The sequence below is a fragment of the Sedimentibacter sp. genome, assembly GCF_033447055.1.
Classification (GTDB): domain Bacteria; phylum Bacillota; class Clostridia; order Tissierellales; family Sedimentibacteraceae; genus Sedimentibacter.
On sequence record NZ_JAWQJF010000130.1, the window covers coordinates 1 to 22,481 of the forward strand.

Annotated in this window: 21 protein-coding genes and 2 riboswitches; of the genes, 5 read left to right on the top strand and 16 right to left on the bottom strand. The window is 32.1% G+C overall.

Annotation, left to right across the window (positions count from 1 at the left end; translation table 11 throughout):
* Positions 1-307: 307 nt before the first annotated feature.
* Positions 308-1,180: a DegV family protein gene (locus tag SA378_RS08850; protein ID WP_318525627.1), complete on the bottom strand. Its 873-nt coding sequence runs from the start codon at positions 1,178-1,180 to the stop codon at positions 308-310.
* A gap of 260 nt (positions 1,181-1,440) precedes the next feature.
* On the opposite strand from SA378_RS08850, the gene SA378_RS08855 reads away from it, so the two are divergent.
* The gene (locus tag SA378_RS08855; protein WP_318525628.1) at positions 1,441-3,297 is read left to right on the top strand and encodes a DUF4153 domain-containing protein; all 1,857 of its coding nucleotides are present in this window, start codon (positions 1,441-1,443) and stop codon (positions 3,295-3,297) included.
* A 77-nt stretch (positions 3,298-3,374) separates the two neighbouring features.
* Here SA378_RS08855 and SA378_RS08860 read toward each other — a convergent pair whose 3' ends face one another.
* From SA378_RS08860 to SA378_RS08895, 8 genes are all read right to left on the bottom strand, one after another.
* Positions 3,375-4,247, bottom strand: coding sequence for a MetQ/NlpA family ABC transporter substrate-binding protein (locus SA378_RS08860; protein WP_318525629.1), 873 nt, complete (start codon positions 4,245-4,247; stop codon positions 3,375-3,377).
* 108 nt (positions 4,248-4,355) lie between these two features.
* A complete protein-coding gene (locus tag SA378_RS08865) occupies positions 4,356-5,018 on the bottom strand; it encodes a methionine ABC transporter permease (RefSeq protein WP_318525630.1) in 663 nt (220 codons plus the stop codon).
* Positions 5,008-6,024: a methionine ABC transporter ATP-binding protein gene (locus tag SA378_RS08870; RefSeq protein ID WP_318525631.1), complete on the bottom strand. Its 1,017-nt coding sequence runs from the start codon at positions 6,022-6,024 to the stop codon at positions 5,008-5,010. The genes SA378_RS08865 and SA378_RS08870 overlap by 11 nt, the downstream gene beginning before the upstream one ends.
* Positions 6,025-6,039: 15 nt before the next feature.
* A complete protein-coding gene (locus tag SA378_RS08875; RefSeq protein WP_318525632.1) occupies positions 6,040-6,768 on the bottom strand; it encodes a tRNA threonylcarbamoyladenosine dehydratase in 729 nt (242 codons plus the stop codon).
* Between the two features lie 33 nt (positions 6,769-6,801).
* Positions 6,802-7,269: a YbaK/EbsC family protein gene (locus tag SA378_RS08880; protein WP_318525633.1), complete on the bottom strand. Its 468-nt coding sequence runs from the start codon at positions 7,267-7,269 to the stop codon at positions 6,802-6,804.
* Between the two features lie 66 nt (positions 7,270-7,335).
* A riboswitch (SAM riboswitch) is annotated at positions 7,336-7,442 on the bottom strand.
* Positions 7,443-7,521: 79 nt separating this feature from the next.
* Positions 7,522-8,250, bottom strand: coding sequence for a pyruvate formate-lyase-activating protein (pflA, locus tag SA378_RS08885; protein ID WP_318525634.1), 729 nt, complete (start codon positions 8,248-8,250; stop codon positions 7,522-7,524).
* Between the two features lie 7 nt (positions 8,251-8,257).
* Entirely contained in the window at positions 8,258-10,486 is a 2,229-nt protein-coding gene (pflB, locus tag SA378_RS08890) for a formate C-acetyltransferase (RefSeq protein ID WP_318525635.1), read from the bottom strand.
* A 46-nt stretch (positions 10,487-10,532) separates the two neighbouring features.
* A riboswitch (ZMP/ZTP riboswitch) is annotated at positions 10,533-10,615 on the bottom strand.
* A gap of 36 nt (positions 10,616-10,651) precedes the next feature.
* A complete protein-coding gene (locus tag SA378_RS08895; protein WP_318525636.1) occupies positions 10,652-11,584 on the bottom strand; it encodes a hypothetical protein in 933 nt (310 codons plus the stop codon).
* A gap of 297 nt (positions 11,585-11,881) precedes the next feature.
* Between SA378_RS08895 and SA378_RS08900 the strand changes: the two genes are divergently transcribed.
* Positions 11,882-12,067, top strand: coding sequence for a DUF1858 domain-containing protein (locus SA378_RS08900; RefSeq protein ID WP_318525637.1), 186 nt, complete (start codon positions 11,882-11,884; stop codon positions 12,065-12,067).
* A gap of 171 nt (positions 12,068-12,238) precedes the next feature.
* On the opposite strand, the gene SA378_RS08905 is transcribed toward SA378_RS08900, so the two are convergent.
* Positions 12,239-12,463 carry a glutaredoxin family protein gene (locus SA378_RS08905; protein ID WP_412178688.1) on the bottom strand — a complete coding sequence of 75 codons (225 nt, stop codon included), beginning with the start codon at positions 12,461-12,463 and terminating at the stop codon, positions 12,239-12,241.
* 163 nt (positions 12,464-12,626) lie between these two features.
* Here SA378_RS08905 and SA378_RS08910 point away from each other — a divergent pair, with 163 nt between their 5' ends.
* Positions 12,627-13,490 (top strand): hypothetical protein, encoded by an 864-nt coding sequence (locus SA378_RS08910; RefSeq protein ID WP_318525638.1) that lies wholly within the window; start codon positions 12,627-12,629, stop codon positions 13,488-13,490.
* A 202-nt stretch (positions 13,491-13,692) separates the two neighbouring features.
* On the opposite strand, the gene SA378_RS08915 is transcribed toward SA378_RS08910, so the two are convergent.
* From SA378_RS08915 to SA378_RS08925, 3 genes are all read right to left on the bottom strand, one after another.
* Positions 13,693-14,556, bottom strand: a complete 864-nt coding sequence (locus SA378_RS08915) for a nitroreductase family protein (RefSeq protein ID WP_318525639.1) — start codon at positions 14,554-14,556, stop codon at positions 13,693-13,695.
* 87 nt (positions 14,557-14,643) lie between these two features.
* On the bottom strand, positions 14,644-15,468 hold the full coding sequence (locus SA378_RS08920; RefSeq protein WP_318525640.1) for a DegV family protein: 825 nt from the start codon (positions 15,466-15,468) through the stop codon (positions 14,644-14,646).
* A gap of 76 nt (positions 15,469-15,544) precedes the next feature.
* Positions 15,545-15,784 carry a GIY-YIG nuclease family protein gene (locus tag SA378_RS08925; protein ID WP_318525641.1) on the bottom strand — a complete coding sequence of 80 codons (240 nt, stop codon included), beginning with the start codon at positions 15,782-15,784 and terminating at the stop codon, positions 15,545-15,547.
* A gap of 196 nt (positions 15,785-15,980) precedes the next feature.
* Here SA378_RS08925 and SA378_RS08930 point away from each other — a divergent pair, with 196 nt between their 5' ends.
* Positions 15,981-16,673 carry a 5'-methylthioadenosine/adenosylhomocysteine nucleosidase gene (locus tag SA378_RS08930; protein ID WP_318525642.1) on the top strand — a complete coding sequence of 231 codons (693 nt, stop codon included), beginning with the start codon at positions 15,981-15,983 and terminating at the stop codon, positions 16,671-16,673.
* A gap of 2 nt (positions 16,674-16,675) precedes the next feature.
* On the opposite strand, the gene SA378_RS08935 is transcribed toward SA378_RS08930, so the two are convergent.
* Positions 16,676-17,566: a diacylglycerol/lipid kinase family protein gene (locus tag SA378_RS08935; RefSeq protein ID WP_318525643.1), complete on the bottom strand. Its 891-nt coding sequence runs from the start codon at positions 17,564-17,566 to the stop codon at positions 16,676-16,678.
* A gap of 74 nt (positions 17,567-17,640) precedes the next feature.
* Positions 17,641-19,086 (bottom strand): cardiolipin synthase, encoded by a 1,446-nt coding sequence (cls, locus tag SA378_RS08940; protein WP_318525644.1) that lies wholly within the window; start codon positions 19,084-19,086, stop codon positions 17,641-17,643.
* 195 nt (positions 19,087-19,281) lie between these two features.
* Between cls and SA378_RS08945 the strand changes: the two genes are divergently transcribed.
* Positions 19,282-20,442 carry an O-antigen ligase family protein gene (locus SA378_RS08945; protein WP_318525645.1) on the top strand — a complete coding sequence of 387 codons (1,161 nt, stop codon included), beginning with the start codon at positions 19,282-19,284 and terminating at the stop codon, positions 20,440-20,442.
* Between the two features lie 71 nt (positions 20,443-20,513).
* On the opposite strand, the gene SA378_RS08950 is transcribed toward SA378_RS08945, so the two are convergent.
* Entirely contained in the window at positions 20,514-22,133 is a 1,620-nt protein-coding gene (locus SA378_RS08950; protein ID WP_318525646.1) for a CTP synthase, read from the bottom strand.
* Positions 22,134-22,481 lie beyond the last annotated feature (348 nt).

Consider the following 22,481-nt stretch of genomic DNA (forward strand, 5'->3'; position numbering starts at 1 on the left):
ACTGTGATATTTGATTTAACATCCTTATTCATCTTTATTTTCATAAATAATTGGAGCACGTCCCTTCTATTTTAGATTAGAAAAGCGTGCTCCTATTTTTTATGCTTAAATTCAATTTTTCATTAAAATTTCAATGCTGGCGAGTATGGGCAATGTCTGAACAATTTATACAAATTTCCCGTTTCCTTTCCAGGCGTGCTCCTTAAACCACTCGGACATCTCTCCGTAAGTGCTTTACAGCAAAAGTTATTATAACCTAAATTATCGACAATTGTCAACTATAATTTAATGTAATATAATTCTATATTTATCTTTCTGTTCCAAAGAAAAATAAAGTTATTGCTCCTTGTCCTGTATGAGAACCTACTACCGGTCCAATAGGATTGAAAATTATATCTTTAACATTGAATTTTTCTCTTATAAGTTTAGCAAGGTATTCTGCATCTTCAATACAGTCACCATGACCGATAAATATTACTTGTTCCTCCGGATTAACACAAGTTTCAACCATTTTATCCAAAAGTGCATTAATTGATTTTTTACGGCCTCTTACATTTTCAACGGCCATTAACATTCCATCTTTATCTACGTGAAGTATAGGTTTTACATTAAGTGCTGTGCCCAACGTCGCTTTTACTGCACTTATTCTTCCCCCGCGTTTTAAATGATTTAAATCATCTACAGTAAACCAATGGCATGTATGTTGTATGTTATCCAAAACCCATTGATATGTTTCATCAATATTTTTTCCTTCTTTTTTCTTTTTAGCAGCAGAATATACCAAAAGTCCTTGACCTGTATTTGCGGCTTTAGTATCAACGCACATAATAACTGACTCGGGATATTTTTCCTTTAATCCTTCAGCTGCTATAAGCGAAGCCTGATATGTGCCGCTCAACCCTGATGAAAAACCTAGATATAAAATGTCATTCCCCTCTATTAAATATGGTTCAAAATAGTCTTCAAATGTCTTTGAATTTACAAGGGCAGTAGTTGATTTTTCGCCGTTCTTGAGTCTTTCATAAAAATTCTTAATGTCTAGTTCCCTGTGATCAGGATAGTCTAAATAGCTTTCATTTTCAAAACCAAAAGTCATTGGTATTACTTTTATATCTAATTCTTCAATAATATCAGCAGGAAGATCGGCAGTAGATTCAGTAAAAATTATATAATTTTTCATAGTTAGTATTCCCTTCTATTTACATGTTTCATATTATTCAATTGTATCAGACTAATATTAACATATAGCAATAACCATTACAATAAATAAAATTTCAACAGTAGAAAATATTATTAGTATCGTAAATTTAAGAGTATTGAATTAATTAAAATTTGGTTTAATATATTATTATAGTGGTATAATTATAATGCTTATATGAAAATAATATAACGGAAAATTTTAATTATACTTTTGTAATAGATAAAAAAAGAGGTGTTTTTATGAGAAACTTTATTCAATCCATTTCAAAAATTTTTAAAAATTCAATAAAAGCCTTCGAAAAATTCCCGGTTGTTATTGCCAATGCATTTGCATTTTCAATTGTCACGATAATCAGAATTCATCTAGACTGGCCTGAACAAGAAGCGTACAATTTTCTATTCAACTGCCTGCACTGGTCATTTGCCTTAGGAGCAATATTCAGTTTGGCAGCAATAACAGCGGTGCAAAGCAAAATAAACAGCCAAAAATCTTTCATAGCCGCAAATCTGCTGGGAATTTTAGCAATGGTCATAACGTTTTTGATACTGTATTTTTCCAGCGGAACTTACCCCTCTTACTCAATGTCACGTTATCAGATTGTTTCTGATCTTGCAGCGTTTCGAGTAAGCGTAGCAATATTTATAAGTTTTCTTACATTCATGATATTAGCAGGATATCCTAAAGATAAATCTGATTTTTCAAAGTCATTTTTCATGACCCACAAGGCTTTTTTCATCGCACTTATCTACGGCCTTGTAATAATGGGAGGAACATCAGGAGTGGCTGAAGCCATAAAAGTTCTTCTTTACAAAGGGCTCAGCAGTAAAATTTATGCTTATATCGGAACATTGAGCGGATTTTTAGCATTCACAATCTTTGTCGGCTACTTCCCGGATTTTCGAAAGGGCGTTGTTGACGAACAAAGAGAAGTTGCTCAAAAACAGCCCCGCTTTGTAGAAGTATTGCTTGAATTCATCATAACTCCTATAATGTTAGCTTTAACCTGTGTGCTGATTTTATGGGCAAGCAAGACAATTATGGAAGGGATGAAAGCACCTTTTGAAAGGCTTTCGGGAATTGCTACTTCATATGCAATCGGTGGAATATGGCTGCATATAATGGTTACTCACAACAATACAGGATTGGCGAAATTTTATAAAAAAGTTTATCCATTTGCAGTATTGTTCATCCTTGCTTTTGAAGCCTGGGCACTTGTAATACAGTTGCAAAAATATGGTCTTAAAACAACTGAATATTTCTTCGCTTTGTTATGGATAGTAACTTTACCATCTGCAATTCTTTTGCTTATAAGAAAAGAAAAAGCGCACCATTCAATTATTATATTGACATGCGCCATAGCTGTAGTTTCAGTTCTTCCATTTATGGGATATCATGCTCTCCCTGTAACAGCACAGGTAAACCGCCTGGAAAAGCTGCTCATAAGCCAAGAAATGCTTAAGGATAATAAAATTGTTCCGGCAACAGCTGAGCCAGAACAAACTGTGCGTGAGTACATCACTGATGCTGTAGATTATCTTGCAAATTCCGAAAGCGATAAGTTGCCATCCTGGTTTGATAAAAGTTTGAGAAGCGCCGAAACATTTGAAACAACTCTGGGATTTAAACAAACTTATCCTATTAACGAAGGCTATGAATCAGTCAATTATACGAGTACATTATTATATATGCCCCATGAAGCAATTGATATTAGAGGCTACAGATGGGCTATCAACATGCAGGATTTCTACGGCAAAAGCAATGAATCCGTAACTCTTGACGGTGAAAGAGGAATATATGAAATATATTGGATGGTAAATCCTCCTTACGAAATCCCTTTACTTAAGATTCTACTCAATGACAAAGTTATTGTAGAACAGGACATGAATGATTATCTAGACAAGATTACAAAAAAATTCCTTCCTGGCGAAGAACAACCTATGGAAGTTCCGTTGAATGATATGAGTCTCAAAATTGAAACGTCTGAAATAAGCATCATGCTCATCTTCAACAATGTAGAAATAGTTGTCGACCCTCAATCAGATACAATAATTTACGGAATGAACTTATATTCCATATATTTGAATGAGAAACCTTGATGTTATAAACATATTTAATAAACATAATAAAAAACACACCTGCATAACTAATGCTACTGGTGTGTTTTTTATTGTTATTAGTCTATTGCAATTACTGCACCTTCATAAGTGTCAGCAATAAATTGTTTGATTCTATCGCTTTTTAAAACTTCAATTAATGCTTTGATACCTTCATTTTCTTCATTGCCTTCTTTTACGCAAAGTATGTTTGCATAAACTTGAGCAGCTTCTGAATCTTGTTCTTCTTTTGCTAAAGCATCAGTTCCAACTTTAAAGCCTGCGTCAAGGGCATAATTTCCATTTAATACAACGAAATCTGTTTCTCCTGCCACTCTTGAAACCTGTGCAGCTTCAAGTTCAACTATTTCAATGTTGTGTGGGTTTTCAACAATGTCATTTTTTGTTGCAGAGAGACCGGCACCTTCTTTGATTTTAATCAATCCGTTTGCTTCTAACAACAAAAGTGCTCTCGCTTCGTTTGTAGTATCATTAGAAACAGCAATTGATGCCCCATCAGAAATATTAGCTAAATCATCAGATTTTCCAGGATAAATTCCCAGAGGTTCATAATGAACAGCAGCTACAGAAACTATTTTAGTACCATTTTCTGCATTAAAGTCATCTAAGTATGGTTTATGCTGGAAGAAGTTTGCATCAATATCTCCTGCATCTACTACCAAGTTAGGTTGAACATAATCTGAAAATTCAACTATTTCCAATTCATATCCCTTTTCAGCCAAATCAGTTTTAACTTGTTCTAATATTTCAGCATGTGGTACAGGTGAAGCAGCTACAGTTATTTTTGTTAATTCAGCTGGTTTTTCAGCTGCCGGAGTTTCATTAGATGGAGTTTGAGCAGGTGCTTCTTCATTTTTCTGGCATCCTGCAAATATTGTAAGTGATAAAGCCACAACTAATACTAATATAAATAATTTTTTTATGTTTTTCATAATTTTCTCCTTATGTCTTTTGAATTTTACGGAAGCGTGTAAATAATATCTATTATTGCGGGCCCTGCTTAAATAAATAAGATGCTAAACTTCCTTTTTTGTAACCTTTTAGATAACCCTTTTGTCTGTTTTTCTTGCGATTTTCATTCCTATCATCTGCAGCAACTGCACAAGTATTACTAAGAGAATAACCGTAATCACCATGATATCTGTCTGATACCTGTAATATCCATATCTGATTGCAATATCTCCCAGTCCTCCACCTCCAACAACTCCTGCCATGGCAGAATAACTCAATATTGTACCGATTGCAATTGTTCCTCCCACAATGAGCGATGTCTTTGCTTCAGGAACCAGTACCTTAAAAATAATTGTCGAAAGAGGTGCACCCATGCTTTGTGCTGCTTCTATAACGCCTTGATCGACCTCTTGAAGTGAGGATTCAATCAATCTTGCTATAAATGGTGTTGATGCAATTACCAGTGGTACTATTGTTGCAGTTGAACCGTAACTTTTGCCGGCGATAATTTTAGTCAGCGGAATTACTGCAATCAACAATATCAAGAATGGTATTGAACGTCCAACATTTACTGCAACGTCTAAAATTCTATTTAAAAATCCCATAGGATGTAAACCGTCTCTTTTAGTTATAACCAATGCTATTCCAATTGGAAAAGCCAGCAAATATGCAAATATTGTTGAGACAAATGTCATGTACAAAGTATCCCTTGTTCCATCAATAAGCATAGTTAACGTTCCGTTATCCAACATAATCAACCAGCTCCTCTACTGTAACTTTTTTATCCTTCAAATAATGAATTATTTTATCTGAGATCATTTCATCTTCAGGCAGCTGCAATACCATTTGTCCAAATGCCTTTCCATTAATATCTTTTGTATCAGCAAACAATATATTAACCTGAGCTCTGCATTCCAAAACCATGTTGGCTATTACCGGCTCAAAGGATGATTTTCCGTCGAATACAATTCTTATACATCTTTTTGAAGTCATTTCTTTAACTGCAAAACTGCTGTGATACACAAGTTTCTTTGCTGCTTCTGTTTTCGGTTTTGAAAACACTTCTTCAACTAATCCGTTTTCAGCTAAACGGCCATTGTCTATTATTGCGACATAGTCGCAGATTTCTTCAACAACTGCCATTTCATGAGTGATAATTATTATTGTTATGCCAAGTTTTTTATTTATATCTTTTAAAAGCGCAAGTATTGAACGTGTTGTTGTAGGGTCTAGAGCACTGGTTGCTTCATCGCAAAGGAGTATTTCCGGATTTGTTGCTAGTGCTCTAGCTATAGCTACCCTTTGTTTTTGTCCTCCGCTGAGTTGTGAAGGATAAACATTTCTTTTGTCTGAAAGTCCAACCAATTCCAAAAGCTCTCCAGCTCTTTTTCTTCCTTCTTTTTTGCTCATTCCTCTTATTTCTAACGGAAAGCAAATATTGTCTTCAACATTTCTTTGCATCAGCAAATTAAATTGCTGAAATATCATTCCAATTTCTTGTCTTGCATTCATAAGATCTTTTTCATTTAGTAAGGATAAATCCTTATCTCCTATGATTACAGTGCCTCTCGTTGGTTTTTCTAAAAAATTTATACATCTTACCAATGTGCTTTTACCAGCACCGCTCATGCCTATTATTCCAAAAATATCACCTTTGTTTATATTTAAGTTTATACCTGAAAGAGCTGTAACCGTATTGTTTTGGCTTATGTACTCTTTATCTAAATCCTTTATTTGTATAAATGGAGTCGTCCCCACGTTGTTTCCTCCTTTTTATCTGGCTGCTATATCTTTTACTACCTCGCCTGCAATAATAAGTCCTGCCACAGAAGGAACAAAAGATATGCTTCCCGGTATGGTTCTTCTGTCAGTGCATTCCCTTGTTGTACCCGATGGGCATACGCAGTTGGTTATAGTTATTGGTTCTTCCTTTGAATATACAACTTTTAGCTTTTTAATTCCTCTTTTTCTCACTTCATGGCGCATTACTTTTGCCAAGGGATCCATGGACGTTTTGTATATATCGGCAACTTCAAACTTCGTCGGGTCTAATTTGTTGCCTGTTCCCATGCTGCTAATTATTGGTACACTGGCTGCATTTGCTCTAACTATTAATTCAAGCTTTGCTGTGACTGTATCAACAGCATCCACGATATAATCATATTTAGTTAAATCATATTCATCAGCATTATCCGGCATGTAAAAGCATGCATTAATTTCAACTTTTGCTTCTGGGTTTATATCCAATATTCTTTCAGCCATTACTTCAACTTTTTTTCTTCCAATAGTCTTTCTCGTAGCAATTATCTGCCTGTTGATATTCGTTAGGCATACTTCGTCATCGTCAAACAGCGCAAAACTCCCTACACCACATCTTGCCAATGCTTCTGCCACATATGAGCCTACTCCGCCAACGCCAAATATCGCTACTGTAGAATTCTTTAGTTTTTCCATTGCTTCTTCGCCTAATAAAAGCTGTGTTCTAGAAAATTCGTTCAACATAGTATCCTTTCTTTGCCAAATAGTGTTTGGGCATCACCAATTCTTGCATACATCAATCCAAATTTTGCACTTAGATATTCTTTCCAGTTCATCTAATGTGAGTTCAATTGCTGAATTGCTGCTTCCGCATGCTGGAAACATAGTTTCAAATCTTTTCATGGAATCATCAAGATAAACCTCAACATTTTCCGGAAGAGCAAACGGGCATACACCGCCAACAGCATGACCGGTATATTTTACAGTATCTTCATGAGCAAGCATTTTTGCTTTAAATCCAAATTGTTCTTTAAACTTTTTGTTATCTATTTTAGCATCACCTGCCACAACAATGACCATCGCTTCCTCACCGTTATAGAATGTCAAAGACTTTGCTATTCTTGCTTCCTCTGTTCCCAATGCTTTGGCAGCTAATTCTACAGTAGCTGTTGATTCATTCATTTCAAGAATGTCTTTATCCTTGTTAAATTGTTTTAAATATTCTCTTACTGTTTGTACAGACATTGTCACCCTCCTATTTTAGATAAAATAAAACCCTCTCCAGGGAGAGGGCAATTCACATAGTCCATCTCCTCATCTCCCAAAGCAATACTTTGTCGGAATTAGCACCTTTCAAAATAAATCTGTAGGTTGCCGAGACATCAACGGGCCGATCCCTCCGTCTCTCTTGATAAGAAGTTCTTATTTAATTATTGATTACTCTATACCATATGAATATATTTGTCAACTAAAAATATAAAAAATTTATTAATTTATTTATCTTACTAATTTTTCTATGCTTAAATAACTTTTTAATTCATTCAGCTTTTCTTTTGATAAGGGATACACGCCTTCTAACTTATAATCAATTTTTAATTCTTTATATTTAAAAACTCCAAGCGTGTGATATGGCAACAGTTCAACTTTTTGAATCATACTTTTAGAAAATGTATTTACTTCCTCTTCAAAAGCAATCATATCCTCATAAGTATCGTTGATTCCCGGTGTAACCACATGCTTAAGCCATATATCATTGCTGTTCTTTATTAATGCTTCTTTAAATTGATAGTAGCTATCTATGTCTAGGCCTGTTATCATTTTGTATTTTTCAGGATTTGAATGTTTAATGTCCAATATGACAAGGTCAGTATATTTTAAAATCTCATCATAATCGCCAAGTCCTACACCTGCAGTATCTATCACTGTGTGTATTCCTTCTTTTTTGCATAATTTAAGACATTCAAGCAAAAATTTTGGCTGCATCAGAGGCTCTCCACCCGAAAAAGTAATGCCACCATCGTTAAATTTAAAATATGGTTTATATCTTTTTGCTTTTTCAACAATTTCTTCTGCTGTTGAAACTGTACCTTTATTAAAAATCCAAGTGTCAGGATTGTGGCAATATACACACCTGAGTTTGCATCCTTGAAAAAAAACAACCGTACGAATACCAGGGCCATCAAGTGTTCCCAGTGTTTCTATCGAATGTATATATCCTTTTTCCATAGCATACCTACATTTTGTCGTGGAATGTTCTGCTTATTACATCAAGCTGTTGTTCTCTTGTTAATCTGTTAAAGTTTACTGCATAACCAGATACTCGGATTGTAAGATTTGGATATTTCTCAGGATTTTCCATAGCATCATACAAAGTATCTCTATTCATAACATTTACATTTATATGGTGAGCTTCCTGCACAAAGTATCCATCTAATATATTAGCAAGATTATCTATTCTGTGTCTGTCTAATTTTCCAAGTGTTTCCGGAACTACTGTAAATGTATTTGATATACCGTCTTCACAAACATCCTTATATTTAAGCTTAGCTACTGAATTAAGTGAAGCCAATACACCGCTTTTATCTCTTCCATTCATTGGATTAGCTCCTGGAGCAAATGGTTCGCCCGATTTTCTTCCATCCGGTGTTGTACCTGTTTTCTTTCCATACACTACATTTGATGTAATGGTTAGAACGGATAATGTATGTTTTGCATCTCTGTAAGTTCTATGCTTTTTTAATTCATTGGAGAAAAATTCAAGAACTTCTTCAGCTATTTTGTCAACTCTGTCATCATCATTTCCAAACATAGGAAATTCACCATCTATATCAAAGTCTACAGTTATTCCATTTTCATCACGAACAGGTTTTACCACAGCATATTTAATAGCGCTTAATGAATCTGCAACAATAGAAAGACCTGCTACCCCAAATGCCATAAGTCTTCCTACATTGTAATCGTGAAGAGCCATAAGTCCTGATTCATAAGCATATTTATCATGCATATAATGAATTATGTTCATAGTATTTACATAGAGCTCTGCAACATATCCCAATGTTTTTTTATAATTATTTAATACTTCATCATATTGCAAAACCTCTGAACTAATTATTCCAATATTTTTAATAACTTTTATTTTCTTTTTTTCATCTACACCACCGTTAATAGCCATTAACAATGACTTAGCCAAATTGCATCTTGCTCCGAAAAACTGCATATCCTTGCCAATACGCATAGCTGATACACAACAAGCAATTCCATAGTCATCCCCATACACAGTCCTCATTACATCATCATTTTCATATTGGATTGCTGATGTTTCAATTGACATTTTAGAACAGTATTTTTTAAATCCTTCCGGAAGATTGTTTGACCAAAGAACAGTCATATTCGGTTCAGGTGCTGATGACAAATTATTCAGCGTGTGCAAAAACCTGAATGAAGTTTTAGACACTAATGTTCTTCCATCAAGACTCATGCCACCTAGTGATTCTGTAACCCAATTTGGATCCCCTGCAAACAATTCATTGTATTCCGGAGTTCTCAAATGACGAACCATTCGAAGTTTAAGAACAAACTGGTCTATGATTTCTTGTGCTTCATTTTCAGTCAGCATTCCACTGTTTAAATCACGTTCGACAAATATATCTATAAATGTACTAGCCCTTCCAAGAGACATGGCTGCACCATTGCTTTCCTTTACACCCGCCAAGTATCCAAAGTAAACGGCCTGAACCGCTTCCCTTGCATTCGTTGAAGGATTAGAAATATCTATTCCATATTTTGCAGCCATTGATTTCATAGCTTTCAATGCTCTTATTTGTTCTTTTATTTCTTCTCTTGCCCTAATATTTTCTTCTGTCATAGGCAATGTTATATTTTTATATTCTTCGTCTTTTTTTTCTACCAAATAATTTATTCCGTAAAGAGCAATTCTTCTGAAATCTCCAATTATTCTTCCTCTTCCATAAGCATCAGGAAGACCTGTCAACAATCCTACATTTCTTGCTGCCTTCATTTCCGGCGTATAAACATCAAAAACTCCTTGGTTGTGAGTTTTTCTGTATTTGTGAAATATATCCAGCAATTCTTCGGATGCTTCATATCCATATGCCTCCAAAGACTGCTCCACCATTCTTATGCCCCCAAAAGGATTAATCATTCTTTTTAAAGGTGCATCAGTTTGAAATCCAACTATTATTTCATTATCTTTATCAAGATATCCGGATTCAAAGTTATCAATTCCAGATATATGTTGTGTATCAATGTCAGAAACCCCTTTTTCAAGTTCTTCTTTCATCAATTTTGAAGCTTTTACAAACAAACTTCTTGTTTTCTCAGTAGGACCACATAAAAAATTTTCATCCCCTTCATAAGGATTATAATTTTTCTGAATGAAATCCCTTACATCAATTTCTTCTGTCCAATTCCCTGTTCTAAAATTTTTCCATGCTTCTTTCATAATGCTTCCTCCCAAAGTATTTGCTCAGGGATACAAAAAACCACCTGAGCATAGCCCAGGCGGTCGACTTTTAATATAATTCACACTCCCTCGTGGTAACCCACAATTCCGCCAGTCATGTGATAAAGTTATACTACAACATATTTATTTTATTGTCAATATATTTTAAGCATTCTCTATAATGCGGTTTATTTGATCCTCTATTTGATTAATCATAAATTCTTCTGTGACTTTTTCCTCATAAAGCTTTGACATCGCCTTGTCTGTTTGATTTTTTGTATTTTTTACAGCATCAAGCGACTTGCTGATTTCCGACTGCACTACCCAATCAAATATCAATCCGTCAAAAAAACTATCTGCGAATGTTTCAAATGTACTAACAGCAATTTCAGCACCTGTCATCATAATTATATCTGAAATTTCTCTATTAAGCCTTAAAAGCATCCTATGCGCTTCTTCAGCATATTTTCTTGCTTCATCAACGTGATTGTGCTTAATTGAATCAATACCATTGTCACCAATGCATACAATTCCCCAATCTTCTATACTTTCAAGCTGCTTTATTGTTTCTTCTATAGCTATCAATGCTTCTTCCCCGCATATTATAGCTTCATCGATTTCTTTTATGTTGAATTTCATACTTTCTTTTCGTTTGATAAATTTTTTCAGTTCTTCACTTGTTTCTTTGTCTTCAATATGTATACCTTCCAGTTTTTTATCTATAAGGTCCTCATAATCAGAATCACAAACTTCAATACTTGAAAGTTTATTAACTATTTCTTTAGACTCTTCTGCAAGAAATTCTACATTGTGTCTACATTGGTCATACTTTAATCTTACTTTTAATAATTCTTGTTTTTCTTTTACAAGTCTACCTTCTTCATTTCCTAATATTAAATAAAATAATGAAGTAATATTTGCTGACTCCAACTTTAAAATATATTGATTTTCCTTTTCAATGTCATTTAAAATTTTATTTAAAAGAAGCTTCTCTCTAATCATATCCTGTTCTGTTTGTTTTAAAAGTCCCTTTAATTTATACTTTTTCTGTATACATTCTTTCATATAACTTATTTTTTCATTAAATTCACGATACATATTAGAGTCTCCTTTATTTCTTGCATATAAATTATATGGTCATAATTAAACAATGTTTTAAAAATCAAAATTATAAAAGTATGATTATATGCCAAAATTCAATAAATCAATTTCAATAGCTTAAGTTTAAATCTTTTAAATTATATCATACATCAAACTTCAATTCAAACAGTTTTTAAACCTATGATTTAGGAATACGTTGGTAATTTTTTATAAATTATTTTATTGATTATATTTTTGACACATTGTATAATACTATAAGTAACATTTTTACTAATTAATTAAGGAGGAAAAACAATGGTAATAACAAAAGACATGATTATTAATCAAGTTGTTTCAGCGAGACCAGATGCAGCAGAAATATTGATGGCTTATGGAATGGGTTGTGTAGGATGCCCTAGCGCTCAAATGGAAACATTAGAAGAAGCCGCAGCAGTTCATGGAATGAATCTTGAACTTTTATTAGCTGCATTAAATAAATAATAAAGCAAAAACCGGCATAAGCCGGTTTTTTATTTGAAAAGCAACAATTAAACAGCTGTTAAAATGTTTGCTTATATATATTATTAACTTATTTTTATTTAATAGTATGTAAATATTTTAGATATTTAGTTAATAATGTAAATTTAAAAAGGAGGGTAACCCCTCCTACAACTATAATAATTCTTCTAGCTTGCTTTTGTTAAATCCAACAACAACATCTTCGTCAATCATTATTACAGGAACACCCATGTAACCCATAGATATTAATTCTTTTCTAGCTGCGGGATCTGTTGATACATTTTTTTCTTCGTACTCATATCCTTTTTCCTTGATGAACTCTTTTGCAGCCGTGCAATTTGAGCATGCGTTGCTTGAATATATTTTTATATTTCGCATAATACCCTCCTGACAATTCGTTTTATCTCATTTTGGTGATAAATAATACTAACATAATTTAACTTAAAACTCCATAATTTTTTATATTTAATTTACACAAATTATATCGACAGGAATAATATACATTATGCATCTTTATATTATCAAGAAAGGAATGAACTATATGAAAGATTGTACTATTTCCATAGATGCCCCAATAGGACTGTTAAAAGGAGCTGGTATTCCTAATACCCTTTTCATACCCTCACGAATTTATCAACTTAAAATTGAATTTAAAAACGTTTGTGAATATCCTAAATTATGCTCATTTAGTTCCACGTTGGGAAATGGCATACGCTATTTTAAAAACATGACTCATTCAGGTCCAGATGTGTCATTACTTGAAAAAACATGCGTTATAGAACCTAGTGCTGAACTTGGGAACAACAATGTTATTGTTTTTGCCAACAACTTTATTATTTCTCCAAATTCAACAAATACACTCACATTTGATATTGCCCTGTGTGACAAGTACACTAAAAACTGTCTTGAAAACTCAGGAGATAAAATACCGCATAAAAGCAAAATTAATTTTTACGGCCATTTAATCAATGAAAACAATATTGATTCATGCAGTACTGAATCTTTAGCACATGACTATGAAATACAAGTAAAATGTGACGATGAAACAATCAAATCAGGAGAAACAACAAAATATTATGTTCATTGCAATGCAGGGCAATACGATATGTCAAGAAGCGTTTATTTAAGAAGTATTTTAGATGAAGGATTGGAATTTATAGCAGATTCATGCAATTTAGAACCACGTAATGTTTATAAATTCAATGGAAGAACTATTATTAAATGGGATATAGGAAATTTACAGCCTTCTGAATCAAAAAGAATAGGATACATGGTAAAACTTAAAAATGACTTTAAAACAGAACCAAATTACATATTAAAAAACAAACTTAATTCAAACTGCGTGAATAATTCCGTATATACTCAGTGCCCCGTGAGCTGCCAATGCAATTTAAAAGTTGAATAAATAAATGAAAGTGCAGAAAATAATTCTGCACTTTCATTCTCTAAAAGATTGTATACATCTCAGGTTTGACATCTTATCCAATATTTCTGGTTTGAAGTTCATTAATTCCCCTATAAGCACTTCTGAGCTTCAGAATGACAAGGTCGGAAAGTTTACTTTGTCATCAAGCTAAGGTGCTTTTGCGCCTTCAATTTTTGTATTATTAACTGATGCAGTATCCTACAATTTTATAATCATCCGGAATTTCATAATTTTTTTCTGGTTTTCCGAAATTCCATGTAATATCAAACATAGTGCTATCTATTACTGCTTCAAAGTAAAGCATAATTACAGCTGTATCAATTTTCTCCTCATACTCATTAGCATATGAATCATGTCTTAAAGCCAAAACTATTGTTTCGTTATCAACAATGAATCTCCAAGGCTGCCTGTTTCTTGTTGAAGGTGCACGTCCTGCGCTTACAAAGCCTTCCAAAAGACCTATGTTAACAAGTTCATCGGGATCTGCATTTTCTCCCCATTTTTTCATAAATACAATATCCCTTATGCCTAGTCTGTAAGAAACATTATCTTCTACCACTTTAACATCAGTCTTTGTAGGATTATGTTCATATATAGTTTCATATATTACTTTATTTTTATTATTGTCAAATCCAAGTGAAATAAGTGCCGTAAGTTTCTTGTCAGAATTGATGTTTAATTTATTTTTTATTGCTTCTCCATCTTTAAATGTTATCCAGCAGGAACCGATTCCAAGGCTAAAAGCTTTTAGCATTATATCTTGAGCTGCATATCCTGTGTTTTCAATATAGTGGTCTTTTTCTTCAGAGAGAAAAACCATGTAGTGAGGAGATTCCAACATAAACTCATTATAACCTGCAGAATCTTTAAGCTGTTCATATACTTCACTTTTGTTTTTTAATAAAACTTCTATTTCAATGTCCTCAATTAATCTTTTACCTTTATTAAAATAATCTTTCAATTCATTGATTTTTTCAGGACTGATTTCTTCATTTTTGTAATTTCTCACTGATTTAATTTTTGATATTATTTCTTTATAATTCATTTAAATACCTCCATGTAAGTTTATAAATTAAATATACCCACATTCAGTATGAATTAACAAAATAATTATTTAATTTTTTTTAGTTATTTAAAATGCTATAACTATTCCTCCATCGTCTGCATAAACAGTGCTTAAACCTGAAGACTTAAAGATTTTGATGTCCTTAAATGGATATCTTTTCTTTATTTCATCTCTTAGTTTTTCAGCCTTTTCCAGACAATTTACATGAGTTATGCCAAGAATTGTATTTTCAAAATCTATGTTATATTCAGAAAGCATATCTACAAGCCTAGCAAACGCCTTCTTCTTTCCTCTTACTTGTTCCTTTAAAACAATTTTGCCTTCCCCGTCTTCCCCCATTATAGGAACAATGTGCATTATGTTTGCCAAAATTGCTTTAAAATTTGTAATTCTGCCATTTTTAGCAAGATTATCCAATGAATCAAGAATGAAAAATGTTTTTAATTTAGATACGTATTTATTTGTTTGTTCAATTATTTCAGATGCATTAAAATTTTCTTCAATTAATTGTTTTACTTTCACGGCTACAAGAGATTCTCCTGCTGCAGCAGATTTTGAATCAATAACATGCACAATGGTTTCAGGAAATTTTTCCTTCATAGTTTCAACAGAAACTATAGCACTGTTGTAAGAACCACTTAACTGGCTTGAAATTGTAACAACAAAATTTGTTGTTTCTTTCTTCAATTTATTTATAAAATCATCCGGAGGAGCACATGCAGTTTTTATTTGAGAAGAGGTGTTTTTCATTTTTCTGATAAGCTCATTTATATCCAATTCTTCGTCTATAATTTCTTCATTTTCAATTAATATTCTAAATGGTACCCTTTCAATATTTTCTGTATCTTCATTAAAATCCACACAACTGTCAACAACTAAGTTTGACTTCATAAAGATCACCCCTCACAATTTAATACTGTAATTATAACAAAATTTTACAAGCTATACAAATTAAATTTTCATAATATTACATTTCACACAATATTTGCTTTTTAAACCTTTTTAATTTTTTTATTTCTGCTTCTCTTTTCATTGCATCGATTTTACTTTCATATTCTTCATAATATTTCAAAGTGACAGGAGTTCTTCCTCTTGTGTATTTAGCTCCTTTTTTTTCATTATGTATCTTAATCCTTTTTTCCAAATCGTTGGTGTATCCTGTATACAATGTGCCATCACAGCACTCTACAATATAAATATAATGCATTTTATCACCCTTATTTGTCATAATATATATTTTAACACAATTTACATAATAATAAACATATTTTGAAAAGAGTTGCTAAGAAACTTCCAGACTATTGATTCTCTGTTTTTGTCATCCTGAGCAATAGTGAAGTATCTATTAATTGACATTTATATTTGCGTATATTAAAATAAATTATAAACTTTGGAGGGAAAGAATGAAAATAGGAATTATAGGTGCAATGGATGTTGAAGTTGCGGGACTTATAGAATCAATGGAGAATATTAAAAAAGAAGAAATAAGCAGTGTTGTATATTATGAAGGAAAATTGCAGGGTAAAGATGTTATTGTTGCAAAATGTGGAATCGGTAAAGTCCATGCAGCTGTATGTGCTCAAACAATGATATTGAAATATTCACCGGATGTAATTATAAACACCGGAGTTGCAGGTAGTCTTAATTCAAATCTTAATATTGCAGATCTTGTTATTTCAAACAAAGTAGTTCAGCATGACTTTGATACTTCTGGAATAGGAGATCCCATTGGTCTTATATCAGGTATTAATTTGATTGAAATTCCATGCTCACCTAATATAGTAGAAAAAATAGAAAATGCAGCTAAACTGATAGAAAAAACAAATGTATTTGTTGGAACAATTGCATCAGGAGATCAGTTCATATGCAATATGTCTAAAAAAGAATATATAGTTGAACATTTCAATGCATTGTGTGCAGAAATGGAAGGTGCAGCAATAGGACACGTTTGTTATTTAAACAATGTGGATTTTTGCATAGTAAGAGCCATATCCGACAAAGCAGACGGCTCAGCACATATGGATTTCCCATCATTTGTTCAAATAGCTGCAAAAAAATCCACAGCATTAATCAATAACTTTTTAAAAACTGTATAACATTAAGGAACCAGCAATTCGATAGCATTATGTACAGAAGATATTTCAGCCGGTGCAAAACCACCAAAATCACCATCAGTATCAATAGATAAATCTAAATCCGAACTTATTTTTATATTTTTACCTTGATAATAGTGAACTTTTGGATGTGTTATATGCTGTCCGTTAAACACTTTTGTGAAAATTTGAAGCAATTCAGCGTTGTTTGTTTTTTCAAAAATAACTATATCCAAAAATCCATCGTTAAGTTTTGCATTTGGGCATAGATTTTTAAATCCGCCTGCACCGGCTGAATTAATAATAAGAAAAAGAAGTGTATTGATTTTATACTGCGTATTATCAATTTCATAGGTAATGTTATGTGTATTATCTAACTCTCCGGGTACTTGAACAGCAGCTCGAATATAATATGCATACTTTCCAAGAATTGTTTTAGCTTCAACTGTAACATTGTGTGGTATGCTTGTGAAAGCTCCTCCACCAACCACATTTATAAAATAATCATTATTGAATTTACCAACATCTATTGTTCTAAAACTTTGCTTTAAAATCAGAGAAGCAAAATTTGCACAAGCTTTTGGCATCTTAAGTTGCTCCGCAAAATCATTGACTGTTCCTGCCGGCAATATGGCCAATTTTGATTTTCTTGAGCTTTTCATAATACCATTGACTATTTCATGAACAGTTCCATCTCCTCCGCAGGAAATAATCATATCATATCCGTTCTCACATCCATGTATTGCAGCTGTTTGTCCATCGCCTTTTTTCTTTGTTGCATAAAATGTAAATTCTACATCTTCAATTTCCATAATTGTTTCAGCAACATGAAATATTTTCTGTGCAGCAAGTTCTTTTCCGGATGAAGGATTGTATATTACAAAATATCTTTTCATGTAACCACCTGATTTTTAAGTTTTATATATAACATATTATATCAATATAAGAATTAAATATCAATGTAATATAATTATAGAATGGGTGCCAATAATCTACAGATTGATTCCTTAATTTTGATTATAATTCCTCTCTCAAGGTACAATTCTCTTGTTAGTTCCAACGAATAGTTCAAATCTTCCGTAAAGATATTTTGCAACATATTTGAAATTGTTGTATCATAAATCAATGCATTGCATTCAAAATTCAGTTTAAAACTTCTAACATCAAAATTAGCTGTGCCGACTGATGATACAATTCCGTCAATTACAAGTGTCTTGGCATGCAAAAAACCATATTCATAAGTATATATTTTTACACCATACTGCAAAAGACCACCGCAATACCAATATGTTGCCCAATATACAAATGGATGGTCAGGCTTGCAAGGAATCATTATTTTCACATCAACTCCTGACATTGCAGCAATTTTAATAGATTCAAACACGCTTGCATCAGGTATAAAGTAAGGAGTTTGAATTAAAACACTTTTTTTTGCTGAATTTATCATTTTTACATAATTACTTTTAATTGTTTCATCAAGTTTATCAGGTCCGCTGCTTATAATTTGCATTCCTATATTTCCGCTATTTTTATTATCAGGAAAATATTTTGGAAAAAACATTAAATCTTCCTTATATACATAACCCCAGTCAAGGAAAAAACGTGTCTGCAAATCTATTACTGCATCTCCTTCGATTTTTAAATGAGTATCCCTCCAATATCCTACTTTTTTGTTCAATCCGATATATTCATCACCAATGTTAAAGCCCCCGATAAATGCTGTTTTACCATCTACAACAACAATTTTTCTGTGATTTCTGTAATTTACCTTGAAATTAAAAAACGGAAAATTGCTTGCAAAGAAAATTGCAACTTTCATTCCTGATTTTTTTAACTCTTCAATTTTCTCCTTGTTAATCCGTCTTCCGCCTACTGAATCAAACATCAGTCGTACCTCTATTCCTTCTTCAGCTTTTTTCTTAAGAATATCAAGAAGCTTATTTCCAAGATCATCATTTTTTATAATATAATATTCCATATGAATGTGCTGCTTAGCGTTTTCTAAACAATCAAACAATTCACGAAATTTCTCCTGTCCATCAGTATAAATTCTCACATCATTATTTTGAGTGTATGAGAAATTGTGAAAAAACAAATTCATTTTTATTAAATCCTTAAATCTCTCAACATATGTATCATTAAATATCAATCCACCCGAATTGAAAAGGTCTTGTTGAACTTTAATATAATCTCCAAATGTTTTTTTAGTATATATTTTCATTGTAAATAATTTTTTTCTGCTGAAATTTTGTGACAGCATTAAAAACAATACGAATCCAAATCCCGGAAAAATCAACAAAACCATAACCCATGCCAAGGTAGCAGTAGGATCTTTTCGCTCTAAAAAAATTACAACAACAGCCATTGCAATATTAATCAAATAAATTACTGAAATAGAGCTAAAAAAGTCAAACATAGCTACCTCCCTTTAGAATAATTCATATCTTTTTATTATTACATATATATTATTTATTATTCATTTTGTTCATAAACATTGAAATTATAATGCGTATGTGTTAACATTGTTATAAAAACAAGTCGAATTATTATGATTATTCCAAGAATTTTATTTACAACTTATATAATTAATATTAAAAATAAGAGGAATATTATGAATTATGAAATAAACAGCGAAAAATTTAATACTGAAATACTATTAAACAAAACAGATGTCAAGCCATTTTTATTATTAATATTGTCAGTAATATTTATTCCTGCTGCTTATATGTTTGTTGCAGCAGTTTTTATTGTTCAAGCAATCAAAAAAAATATCAGCATAACAGAAAAAAATACAATAATTAAGTTAATATTTTTTTATATCCTTATAGGAATTTTGTTTTCCCAATATAAATTGATTTCCTCTATTTACGGAATAATGATGGTATTGTGTTTATATTCATTTTATTTACTCAGTACATCATTAAATCCATCAGATTTAAGAAAAATTGTAAAGTTAACTTATATAGTATCTATAGTTGTTTTTATAATAGGAATTTCACAATATTTCAGCCCCGAATTTACAATGCCCGGCAAGTGGGTTGATGCAGATAAATATCAATTGAGCAGAAGAGTTTATTCCACGTTTTTCAATCCCAACATTTTAGGTTTTTATATAAATTTCATAATTCTAATAGTTTGCACAAATTTAGATTTAAAAAAAATCAATTTAGAGTGGTTTGTTTTTTTAACAGGAATTTTATGCTTGTTTTTTACTTTTTCAAGAACATCATGGATTTCCTTAATAATTGCTTTTTTAATCGGAAGCATATTCAATAAAAAATATTTAAAATTTGCTATTATAATTTCCTTAGCTATTTTCGGCATGGATATTATTTTAGGAATAGGACGAATGGATCCTGGAAGAGCTGCAGAAGATAGTTCCCTCATGTACAGGCTTGAAATCTGGAAAGCATGCATAGAAATCATAAAGGATAACTTTATTACAGGCATTGGATTTGGAACATTATTTAAGCACATTTCTCAATATTCAAATGTTGTAAAACCAAATATTGAACATTGCCACAATTTATACCTGCAAATTTTTACTGAAACAGGTATAATAGGTCTTAGTATTTCTTTAAGTATGTTTTATAAAATGATAAAAAAACTATGGAATAAAATACACAGTCAAAATAATGCTATATGGATTACAGCACTGACAGTTCTGGCAATGACCATGATACACGGAATGGTTGACTCTGTTTTTTTCACTCCTCAAATTTTAATGATACTAAGCATTTACGCTGGAACATTAAGCATAGCAGATAAATAGTTTAATGACTAGGTTGAAAATTACTTTTTGTCACAAAAAGGGATGTTGCATTAATGCAACATCCCTTTTTATTATAAATCTTTAATTGTTTTTTTATTTTCAATAGAAGCTTTTATAAAATTTTTAAACAACGGATGGCTTCTCGTAGGTCTTGATTTAAATTCGGGATGAAACTGAGATGCTACATACCAAGGATGATCTTTCAATTCAACTATTTCAACAAGCTTGTTATCAGGAGAAACTCCAGAAAAAATTAGTCCATTTTCTTCGCATACTTGTCTGAATTTATTGTTGAATTCATATCTGTGTCTGTGTCTTTCATTGATTAAATCAGCACCGTCATATGCTTGTTTCGCTTTTGTTCCGTCAATAAGCTTACAAGGATAACTTCCAAGTCTCATTGTACCGCCTTTGTTTTCTATATCTTTTTGTTCATCCATAATATCTATCATCGGATAATTTGATTCAGCATTAAATTCAGTGCTGTCTGCATCAGTATACCCCAGAATTCCTCTTGCAAATTCAACAACGGCCAATTGCATTCCAAGGCAAATTCCTAAAAATGGAACTTTATTTTCTCTTGCGTATCTGGCAGCAAGGATTTTACCTTCGATTCCTCTGTCTCCAAAACCCCCGGGAACTAAAATACCATCATGATTCTTTAGAATTTCCTTGTAATTTTCTTCATTTACTTTCTCTGAATGAATCCAAGCAATTTCTACGTTAGCTGAATTGTCAATGCCTGCATGCTTCAAAGCTTCAGCAACAGAAAGATATGCATCTCTAAGGTCACAATATTTTCCTACCAATGCAATTTTCACATAATGTTTTGGACTTTTAGAACGTTGAACCATTCCTTTCCACTCTTCAAGGTCAGGCTCTTTACATACTAAACCAAATCGCTCACAAACTAGTTTTGCCAATCCTTCTTTTTCCAACATGAGAGGAATATCATACAAAGAATCTGCATCAGCATTTTGTATAACATTTTGTTTTTCAACGTTGCAGAACAAGGCTATTTTATCTTTTAAATCTCTGGTTAATTCTTTTTCTGTTCTACAAACAAGCATATCAGGTTGTATTCCTATACTTAATAATTCTTTTACACTGTGTTGCGTTGGTTTTGTTTTAAGCTCACCTGCTTTTTGCAAATATGGAAGCAGTGTTACATGTATATAGATAACATTTTCTCTACCAACTTCATAGCGAATTTGACGTATTGCTTCCAAAAATGGAAGACTTTCAATATCCCCAACTGTACCGCCAATTTCAGTAATAACTATATCAACATCTTGAACAGTTGAAACTCTTTTCAACATACACTTAATTTCATTAGTTATATGCGGAATTACTTGAACCGTTCCTCCCAGATAATCTCCTCTTCTTTCCTTGTTTAAAACTGACCAATAGATTTTACCCGACGTAATACTGCTATATTTAGTCAAATCTATATCTACAATTCTCTCATAATGTCCCAAGTCTAAATCAGTTTCAGCACCATCGTCAGTTACATATACTTCACCATGCTGGTATGGGCTCATAGTTCCCGGATCGACGTTTAAATAAGGATCAAATTTCTGTAAAGTTACTTTTAAACCTCTGGCTTTAAGCAGTCTTCCCAATGAAGCTGCTGTAATCCCTTTTCCTAATGAAGAAACAACTCCTCCTGTTATGAAAATATATTTTGGCATTTTCTCCTCCTGCACACCTATAATTTCTTATACTGCTCTCTATTATTTAATCCTTTACTAAATTGTTATAAATGCAATTGTTTTAAAACATAAAAAAGAGACAAAAAAGGGGTTTTTTTTTTAGTCTCTTTTAGTTCAGAATATATAATTTTTCTATATTATTATGCTATCACAAAAAACATTGAATTAAAAAAACAACAAATTTAGATAAATATTCATTAACCAATTTTATATTAAAAGAAATAAAAGGTCAATAATTTTTTATTGTTTTTTTAAAAATTTTTATCCTTTTTGCCTTTAAGTTGTACTATGATAATTTATAATGCATATATATTTATAAAAGAATGC